11 protein-coding genes and 1 pseudogene are annotated in these 7,684 nt (G+C 71.9%); 10 read left to right on the top strand and 2 right to left on the bottom strand.

The genetic code is table 11. The features are described 5' to 3' along the window. Nucleotides 1-225: 225 nt before the first annotated feature. From AB0O11_RS38745 to AB0O11_RS38785, 9 genes are all read left to right on the top strand, one after another. Nucleotides 226-489, top strand: coding sequence for a hypothetical protein (locus AB0O11_RS38745; protein ID WP_363397185.1), 264 nt, complete (start codon nt 226-228; stop codon nt 487-489). Next, entirely contained in the window at nt 464-988 is a 525-nt protein-coding gene (locus AB0O11_RS38750) for a DUF6879 family protein (protein WP_363397188.1), read from the top strand. Before AB0O11_RS38745 ends, AB0O11_RS38750 begins: the two co-directional genes overlap by 26 nt. A 23-nt stretch (nt 989-1,011) precedes the next feature. Next, a complete protein-coding gene (locus AB0O11_RS38755) occupies nt 1,012-1,860 on the top strand; it encodes a helix-turn-helix transcriptional regulator (protein WP_363397191.1) in 849 nt (282 codons plus the stop codon). A gap of 254 nt (nt 1,861-2,114) precedes the next feature. Continuing rightward, nucleotides 2,115-2,498: an ATP-binding protein gene (locus AB0O11_RS38760; protein ID WP_363397194.1), complete on the top strand. Its 384-nt coding sequence runs from the start codon at nt 2,115-2,117 to the stop codon at nt 2,496-2,498. 72 nt (nt 2,499-2,570) lie between these two features. After that, nucleotides 2,571-2,720, top strand: a complete 150-nt coding sequence (locus AB0O11_RS38765; RefSeq protein WP_167745251.1) for a hypothetical protein — start codon at nt 2,571-2,573, stop codon at nt 2,718-2,720. Next, complete coding sequence (locus AB0O11_RS38770) at nt 2,717-3,850, top strand: methyltransferase domain-containing protein (RefSeq protein ID WP_363397197.1); 1,134 nt, start codon at nt 2,717-2,719, stop codon at nt 3,848-3,850. The genes AB0O11_RS38765 and AB0O11_RS38770 overlap by 4 nt, the downstream gene beginning before the upstream one ends. Before the next feature lie 34 nt (nt 3,851-3,884). Beyond that, entirely contained in the window at nt 3,885-4,106 is a 222-nt protein-coding gene (locus AB0O11_RS38775) for a DUF6087 family protein (RefSeq protein WP_363397200.1), read from the top strand. Between the two features lie 260 nt (nt 4,107-4,366). Further along, nucleotides 4,367-4,852 (top strand): hypothetical protein, encoded by a 486-nt coding sequence (locus tag AB0O11_RS38780; RefSeq protein WP_363397203.1) that lies wholly within the window; start codon nt 4,367-4,369, stop codon nt 4,850-4,852. 268 nt (nt 4,853-5,120) lie between these two features. Continuing rightward, nucleotides 5,121-5,459, top strand: a complete 339-nt coding sequence (locus AB0O11_RS38785) for a hypothetical protein (RefSeq protein WP_363397205.1) — start codon at nt 5,121-5,123, stop codon at nt 5,457-5,459. Between the two features lie 89 nt (nt 5,460-5,548). Here the strand turns inward: AB0O11_RS38785 and AB0O11_RS38790 are convergent, their stop codons facing one another. Both AB0O11_RS38790 and AB0O11_RS38795 read right to left on the bottom strand, forming a co-directional pair. Next, entirely contained in the window at nt 5,549-6,124 is a 576-nt protein-coding gene (locus tag AB0O11_RS38790; RefSeq protein WP_363397208.1) for a helicase associated domain-containing protein, read from the bottom strand. 90 nt (nt 6,125-6,214) lie between these two features. After that, complete coding sequence (locus AB0O11_RS38795; protein ID WP_363397211.1) at nt 6,215-6,610, bottom strand: contact-dependent growth inhibition system immunity protein; 396 nt, start codon at nt 6,608-6,610, stop codon at nt 6,215-6,217. A gap of 165 nt (nt 6,611-6,775) precedes the next feature. Here AB0O11_RS38795 and AB0O11_RS38800 point away from each other — a divergent pair. Continuing rightward, nucleotides 6,776-7,522 (top strand): annotated as a pseudogene (locus AB0O11_RS38800) (transposase); the annotation flags it as partial. Nucleotides 7,523-7,684: the final 162 nt, after the last annotated feature.

The following is a 7,684-nucleotide window of genomic DNA, read 5'->3' on the forward strand; positions in this document are numbered from 1 at the left end:
CCGTTTCGTATCTTCGCAAGTCGAAACGTAGCCGGGATACGGCGTGTTCTGCGTATCAGCCCTGGTCAGCGACCCACGGAAGCGACAGGGGAGCCGAAATTCTTACCCCGGGCCCGGTCGTAGGGCGTGTGCCGCCTGGCTGCGCCCGCGCGCTCTTGACGTGCCGTCACCTGCGGGTGGAACGTCGTGCAAAACCGCGCAACCGACTTGGTACGGGAGGGCATCATGACGCTACGGTTCGCCGGGGTGGACCCCAATACCGGCAAGGACGAGAGTCCGATGGTGTGGGTGGACGACGCCAAGAGGGAGCTCGTCTTCCAGGGCCTCAAGCCCGGCGAGGAGCTCCTGACGGAGATCGGCACGACGGAATGGGTGCCCGGCCACTCCGTCGGTACCCCCGACCACGAGAACGTGACCCGCATCCCGCTGCGCATGGCGCAGATCATCAGGAAGGCGCTCGACGATGCCGAACGTGACGGTCTTCTCTGAGCTGCTGGCCGGTGCCCGGCACTCCGCGGTGCACCTGGAGATGCGCGACTCCTACGGCATCGCCGGCGAAGCCGAGGAGTTCGAGCACTTCCAGCGCACCGGCATTCACCCGGACCTCGATCCCGAAGGCGAGGGCTGGTCCGGCTGGGTGTCGATGATCCGGACCGCAGTCGCCCGCGGTGTCGTGGTGCGCCGGGCCCGGATCGTCTCCGAGCCGGTCACCGCGTACATTCGCTACGAGCACGCTGGAACCGTAGTGAACCTGGCGGCCGGCGAGCAGGTCCGCTGGCTGCCGCGCCGCCGGGCCTCCGACCTCGCGCTGCCCGGCAACGACTTCTGGCTGTTCGACCAGACGATCGTGCGGTTCAACCACTTCACCGGCGACGGGGCCTCTGCCGGGCCGGAGATGTGCGAGGACCCCGCCGTGGCCAAGCTCTGCGGAGACGCGTTCGAGGCCGTCTGGGAGCGCGCCGTCCCGCACGAGCAGTACACCGTCTGACCCCGGACCGGACGACCAGCTCCATGCCCGCCTCCCCGTCCTCCAGCGCCCAGGAAGCCCGCCTGGCCGTCGCCGCGCGGCTGCGCGAGATCATGCAGGACGCTGGCCTCCAGGGCCAGGAGCTGGCCGCCCGGTGCGGCTGGAACGGCGCCAAGACCTCCCGCATCATCAACGCCAAGACCGCGCCCTCGGACGCCGACCTCCGCACCTGGTGCCAGGCGTGCGGCGCCGACGACCAGGCCGAGGACCTGATCGCCGCCAACCGCGCCGTGGACTCCATGTACGTCGAGTGGCGCCGCCTCACCCGCACCGGCCTGCGCCGCCTCCAGGAGTCCGCGGCACCCCTGTACGAGCGCACCCGGCACTTCCGCTCCTACTCCTCCCGCGTCGTGCCGGGCGTCCTGCAGACCGAGGCGTACGCCACCGCGCTGCTCGCCACGGTGGCCGACTTCCGCCGCACCCCCAACGACGTCGCCGACGCCGTGAAGGCGCGCCTGGCCCGCTCCCGCGTCGTGCGCACCGGCCACCACCGCTTCGCGATCCTGGTGGAGGAGTCCGTCCTCTACTACCGCCTCGGGACTGCCGAGACGATGGCCGAGCAACTGGAGCACCTGCTGGAGTCCATGGCGCTGCCGGCCGTCTCGCTCGGCGTCATCCCGTTCACCGCGCAGCGCACCATGTGGCCGGTGGAGACGTTCAACATCTTCGACGACGCCGAGGCCGGGGTGGAGCTGCTGTCCGCCCAGGTGACCGTCACCACGCCCAGCGAGCTCGCGCTCTACGCCCAGGCGTTCGACCGGCTCAAGGACTTCGCAGTCTACGGCGCGCAGGCGAGGGCCCTGATCTCCCGGGCCGCTGACTCCCTGGGCTGAATTCCTGCAAACGCGTGCAAACGCGTTGAGGGCCCGGCCGGTCACTCCCTACCGTCGAACCGTTGCCCGCCGTGACGGACCGGACACCCGGCCCCGGCGGGCGAGCTGGGGCCGCTGCGCCCGCCTGCCCCCCGTCGGGTGGGCGCAGCCGTCACCGCCGACGAAGAGAGCGGAGTACCCGCCGTGGCCGCGCACCCCATACCCCGCCCACCGGCTACGGCCGCGCCTTGGCGGCGCCGGCGGGTGCGAGTTGCATGGTGACCACGACCGTCGAGAGCCCGACGCGGCCCCCGGCCGCCGACGCCGCCAGGGCGTTGCTGCCGTACGAGCCGCAGTCCGCTTCGGCGGCCCGGCGCCTGGTGCGCACCGCGCTGCGCGCCTGGGGGCTGGAGGACCTGGTCGAGGCGGGGGAGCTGATCGTCAGCGAGCTGGTCGGCAACGCGGTTCGGACCGGCTGCCGAAGGAAGATGACGGTCACCGTCGAGCGGGTCACGGAGCGGTGCGTGCGGATCAGCGTCCGGGACGGGGGACTTGCCCTGGTCCACCGCCTGACCGGCGGGCACTGGGGCGCGTCCTTGGAGCCGTTCGGCAAGACCGTCCACGCGGACTTGCGCATCCGCATCCCCGGCCCTGGGTAGCGAACGCGGGTCGGCCCTCTACTCCTCCCGGGCCCCGGGAGGGCACCATCACAGCGACGGAAGGAGCTCGGCATGGACCACGACGGAGGACACGGCGGCGGAGGCTCGGGCGGCGGTGGCGGCGAGGGGGACGGGCACCCGGGCACCCCGTGGACGCCGCCCTCGGACCCGCCGAACCCCGACGGCAGCACGCCGCCCGGTGACGGAGGCCACCGCAAGTGACCAGCACCGCGCAGAAGGAGGGCCGCCCCGAGCAGGGGCGGCCCGCCCGCATCTGGGACGCCGCCTTCACCGCGGTTCCCCGCTCTCTGTTCCTGCCTGACCTGATGTGGGCGCACGACCTGGCCACCAACACCAGCCGACCCGTCAGCCGGGCCGCGGACCCGGATGGCTGGGCGGCGGCCGCCGAGGCCGACATCCCGATCGTCACGCAGTGGGATGACGGCCGGCACCACGGCGAGCAGCCCGGCAGCGTGCCGACCAGCTCGGCCTCCCAGCCCTCGGTGGTCGCCGCGATGCTGGAGCACCTGGACGTCCAGGCCGGGCAGCGCGTCCTCGAGGTCGGCACGGGCACCGGGTGGAACAGCGCGCTGCTGGCCCACCGGCTGGGCGACGCCAACGTGGTCACCGTCGAGATCGACCCCGATGTCACCGTTCGGGCCCGCACCGCCCTGCACGAGGCCGGCTACCGGCCCACCGTGGTCTGCGTCGACGGGGCCGACGGCTGGCCGCCCGGCGCTCCGTACGACCGGATCGTGGCCACCTGCGCGCTGCGCGAGGTCCCCCACGCCTGGATCCGCCAGGCCCGCCCCGGCGCCCTCATCCTCATCCCCTGGGGCACCCACTACAGCAACCTCGACGCCCTGCTGCGCCTGACGGTCCACGACGACGGCACGACCGCGTCGGGCCGCTTTCTGGCGCCGGTGGAGTTCATGAAGCTGCGCTCCCAGCGCCTCATCTGGCCCGAGCCGCCCGCGAACGGCGGCACGCTCGCCGAGAGCGTCACGGTGACCACGCCGCCCGAGCACGGCCGGCACGCGGCCTTCACCTTCCTGATGGGGCTGCTCCTGGACGGCGTCACGCACGCGGTCCAGGCGCACGACGACGGCGCCCGCACTCTGTGGCTGTACTCGCTGACCGACCCGGCCTGGTCGGCGACGACGTTCCGCGACGGCGAGGGCGAGCACCAGGTGCGCCAGTACGGAGCCAGACGGCTGTGGGAGGAGTTCGAGACCGCCTACGCCTGGTGGACCGCAGCGGACCGGCCCGGCCTTGCCCGCTTCGGCCTCACCGTCACCCCGGACGGACAGCACCTGTGGCTGGACGACCCCGTCCGGCCCCTGCCACGCTGACCCCACCGACCACCCAGCGAGAGGGGACCGGGCCGTGGACGACGAACCGCTGAGCGAGTGGGCCCAGCGCCGCAGCCGGCGCCTGCGCCCGGTTGGAGCGCGACGTGTCGTCACCACGGCCGCCGCGCACGTCGACCCCACCGCCCCGCGGCTGATTCAGGAGTGGGACGGGCACGCCTGGGTGGCGATCGCCCTCACCGACGAACCACCGACGACCGCGGTGGCGACCGGCTCCGGCCGCCATCGCCGGCCCTGACCGCCACACCGGCACCATCCACCCGGTCCACGACAGCCAGGCGGGCCTGAGCCGCCGCCGGATGACCCCGTTGCCGGCCGACCGGCTGCTCGTTGTTCCCGCCGAGCGCCCCGACCAGGGCGCGCGGCTGCGCCTGCTCCACACCGCCCGGCCCGGACACCCCCACCGGATCGGGCGCAGCACGGTGAAGCCCTCGGGCGGCCGGGCCCGTACACGGCTCGGCTGCCCGGCCCCGTGCCGAGCGGCAGGAGTCTGTCCCTATGCCCGTCCCCTCGTTCCGCATCCGGTGCGGCCTGTGCAGCAGGCCGATCGCGCTGGCCGATGACGTCTGGGCCCTGGACGCCGAGTGGCAGCGCCGCTACCCGGCGATGCGGGGCGTCCTGGCGTGCCAGGACTGCACGCTGCGCAAGGGCTGGGGAACCTGCGAGCAGCCCAACGGAGAGTTCGTCGAGGGGCACATTCCGGTGCAGGAGGACGACCCGGACCGGGGAGACGGCGACTCCTGGTGCCACGTTCTCGGCTACGGCACCCGCAAGGCCATGGCCATGCTGTACCCGCGCCCGGGCCTGCTCCAGGCCGCCGAGGAGTACCTGCGGTACACGGCGCAGCGCAGTGGTGTGGCGCCGGAGGTGGCCGAACGGCTGCGCGCGCTTCTGGCGGAGTGGGACGGCACCCCGCCCGGTCGGCGGCCGGACGTCTTCGGGGCCCGGCAGGCAGCGGCGGCGCCCGGCGTCGACGTGCATTAACGGAGCCAACATTGTGCTCCTGTCCACCGACATCACGGCCCCTTTCGGGCACGGATCGGCTGGTGGCCGACCGCCGCGCTCGCCCGCGCCGTGCCGCTGGAACGGAAGCGAGCCGGCCGTCCCGCGTGCCGGGGTGCTGGGGCTGTACCGGTCCAGACGCGGACGGCAAGCGACCTGAACTGCCCCTTTCCGCAGGGAAACCGATATGCGCACCACGTCGTTGAGATGATGCAAGAGTTCCCAAATACCTTTTCTTGCAGGAGAGTTGATGCGCAGACGTTCGAAGCACCCGCTTCCCGCCTTCAGCCAGTTCCTCATGGCGCCCCGCATGATGCGGCGCATCTCCGTCTGGATGCTCGATCACGACCTGACCTTCGAGGAGGCCCGGGCCTGGGATGCGTCGCGGCACCTGCTGATCGTCCACCTCGCCGACACCTGCGGGCCGCAGTGGCGCCGCAGCGGCCCCGCCGAGCTGGTGGTGCTGGCTGGCCGGGCGGTGGACTTCGACCCGAAGCTCCTGCCGTACGGGGTGAAGGGCATCTATCACCCGGAGACCCTCGCGGCGGTGCGCAGCCGCAAGCCCCGGTCCGAAACCGCCGGCGGCTGAGAGGAGCCGTTGTTCAGGTCGTGCAGGCCTTCTCGTGGCCCGGCAGCCCACCGCCGGGCCACGACACCGCCCCGGCAGGGGACGGCCCGCTACGCCCACTCGATTCCGTGCTCGGCGAGCTGCGCGAGCTGGCCCGGGGTCAGCTTCGCCCGCCTCGCCTTCTGGTTGTTGAGCCAGGTGCCCAGCGCGAAGTGCGACACCACCACCTGCTCCTCACCGCCGGGGCCGGCCTCGACGGTCTCCACCTGCTCCTTGTGCGGGCGGGGCACTCGGGGATGCCGCTCCCGCTCGATGAAGGCCGCCAGCGCCGCCAGACCCTGGGCGAAGCGGTCCGAGCGGGACACCTTCGGCTTCGCCTCCGCGGCCACCAGCTCCTGGTCCTCCTCGATGCCGATCGCGCCAAGGAGGTCCTGCTGCTCCTCCTCCAGAGCCGGCCACCCGGCCCGCTGCGCCTGAACCCACCGGCCGAGCTGCTCGCCCTCGAACACCGTGTCCTGCGGCAGCTGCGCCCAGTCGACCAGGCCGTCGGACTCCAGCCACCAGAGCCGCGCGGTGGCGTAGGCGCGCTGCCAGGTGACCGGCCACACCGGGCACCACCACGGGTCGATCTCCTCCAGCGCCCGGCGCCGCTCCGCGGCGAGCGAGCCCTGCTCCCCGGCCGGCACCTGCGCGGCCCCGGGTCACGGCAACGTGATCCGGCTACCCGACTTTGGAGCCGGCCCGACCTCTCCCCGACGGCAGCCGCTCTCGGCGGCCTATCGGGCCAGGAACCCCTCGATGTCGCGCTTCACGGTCGGTGGCACGTCGGCCAACTCCGAGACGATCGACCGGACTTCCCGCCTGAGGTCGGGAGACTTGCTCCAGACCTCCGCATCCCTGGTGAGCACGGCGGCCAGCAGATCGCCTTCGTACATGTCGCCTTCCGCCAGTGGGTCCTTTCGAAGGACCTCTATCGCCAGCGCCAGGAGATGGGCAAGGCCTACGTCCTGCCCGATGAGCAACCGCATGTCCTCGACCGTCAGGTCGCCGATCGGCTTGCGCCGAAGCTCGTGCACGGTCGCCATCAGCCGGGTTTCGCCGCCCGATGGGGCCGGCCAGCGGTCGTGCTCAAGTTCCTCAAGGGAGCGGTCACGGTTCACGAGTCGAGTCACCGACCGATCGTCCCACGTCAGGTCTCAAACGCCCTCTGAGCTTGACGTTTAACCTCGCAGGTCACTCGACCTGCTGATCTGCAGTTCTTCCCGGGACAACGGAGGCGGCCGTTCTCCACGCTTCGAGATGTCGAGTCACGAAGTACGAGAGAACGGCCGCTGCGCATGAGTCTCCCCCTTGAGTCGCCCGCAGGCGACGGGTTGGGCATCTTGTCCCGCTTTCGGGTTGAGTTCTACGACTGTCTGTACACCCGCGCTGACGCGCTCTTCGAGCTCACCGACGCGGTGCTGTGCACGGACGGGCCGGTGAAGACGCTGGTCGAATTGTCGCTCGCGGCCGAGCACCGGCGCGGGCACGGCGCGATGTACCAGGCGCTGGACCGGGGCTGGCTGGAGCCGACTCGGCTGCGCCGCACCCTGGCCGGGCTTCCGTTGCCACGGCTCGCGGACGGGAGGATCGCGCTGGCGGTGGACGTCTCCAACTGGCTACGGCCCGACGCCCCGACGAGCAATGAGCGCCTGTTCTGCCACGTCTACGGCCGCGGCCGCAGTGCCGACCAGTTCGTCCCTGGCTGGCCGTACTCCTTCGTCGCCGCCCTGGAGTCAGGGCGCACGTCATGGGTCGGGCTGCTGGACGCGGTCCGGCTGGGACCCGCCGACGACGCGACCGCCGTCACCGCGGCTCAGCTGCGGGAGGTCGTCGACCGTCTGATCGCGGCAGGCCACTGGCACCAAGGCGATCCGGACATCCTGATCGTCATGGACGCCGGCTACGACGTGACCCGGCTGGCCTACGTCCTTTGCGACCTGCCGGTCGAGCTGATCGGCCGACTGCGCTCGGACCGGGTCATGCTCCGCGACCCGGGCGAGCCCCGCTCCGGCCCCAAGGGCGGGCGTCCGCGCCGGCACGGCGGGGTCTTCACTGAGCTGCCCCGTATTTCGTGGAGTCCGCGATTGTGTGATCAAGCGGTCTGCGGGACTTGGTCCAGTTGCGCCCAGTAGGCCTGTTCGTATTCGTCGGGCGGGAGGTAGCCGAGGGCGGAGTGGAGTCGTTCACCGTTGTACCACGCGACC

Origin of the sequence: Kitasatospora sp. NPDC093102 (assembly GCF_040683915.1) — a bacterium.
Lineage (GTDB): Bacteria > Actinomycetota > Actinomycetes > Streptomycetales > Streptomycetaceae > Kitasatospora.

What these genes read in the sequence shown, in the direction of transcription:
- AB0O11_RS38745 (WP_363397185.1), top strand. Translation starts at nt 226, where the DNA reads ATGACGCTACGGTTCGCCGGGGTGGACCCCAATACCGGCAAGGACGAG.
- AB0O11_RS38750 (WP_363397188.1), top strand. Translation starts at nt 464, where the DNA reads ATGCCGAACGTGACGGTCTTCTCTGAGCTGCTGGCCGGTGCCCGGCAC.
- AB0O11_RS38755 (WP_363397191.1), top strand. Translation starts at nt 1,012, where the DNA reads ATGCCCGCCTCCCCGTCCTCCAGCGCCCAGGAAGCCCGCCTGGCCGTC.
- AB0O11_RS38760 (WP_363397194.1), top strand. Translation starts at nt 2,115, where the DNA reads ATGGTGACCACGACCGTCGAGAGCCCGACGCGGCCCCCGGCCGCCGAC.
- AB0O11_RS38765 (WP_167745251.1), top strand. Translation starts at nt 2,571, where the DNA reads ATGGACCACGACGGAGGACACGGCGGCGGAGGCTCGGGCGGCGGTGGC.
- AB0O11_RS38780 (WP_363397203.1), top strand. Translation starts at nt 4,367, where the DNA reads ATGCCCGTCCCCTCGTTCCGCATCCGGTGCGGCCTGTGCAGCAGGCCG.
- AB0O11_RS38785 (WP_363397205.1), top strand. Translation starts at nt 5,121, where the DNA reads ATGCGCAGACGTTCGAAGCACCCGCTTCCCGCCTTCAGCCAGTTCCTC.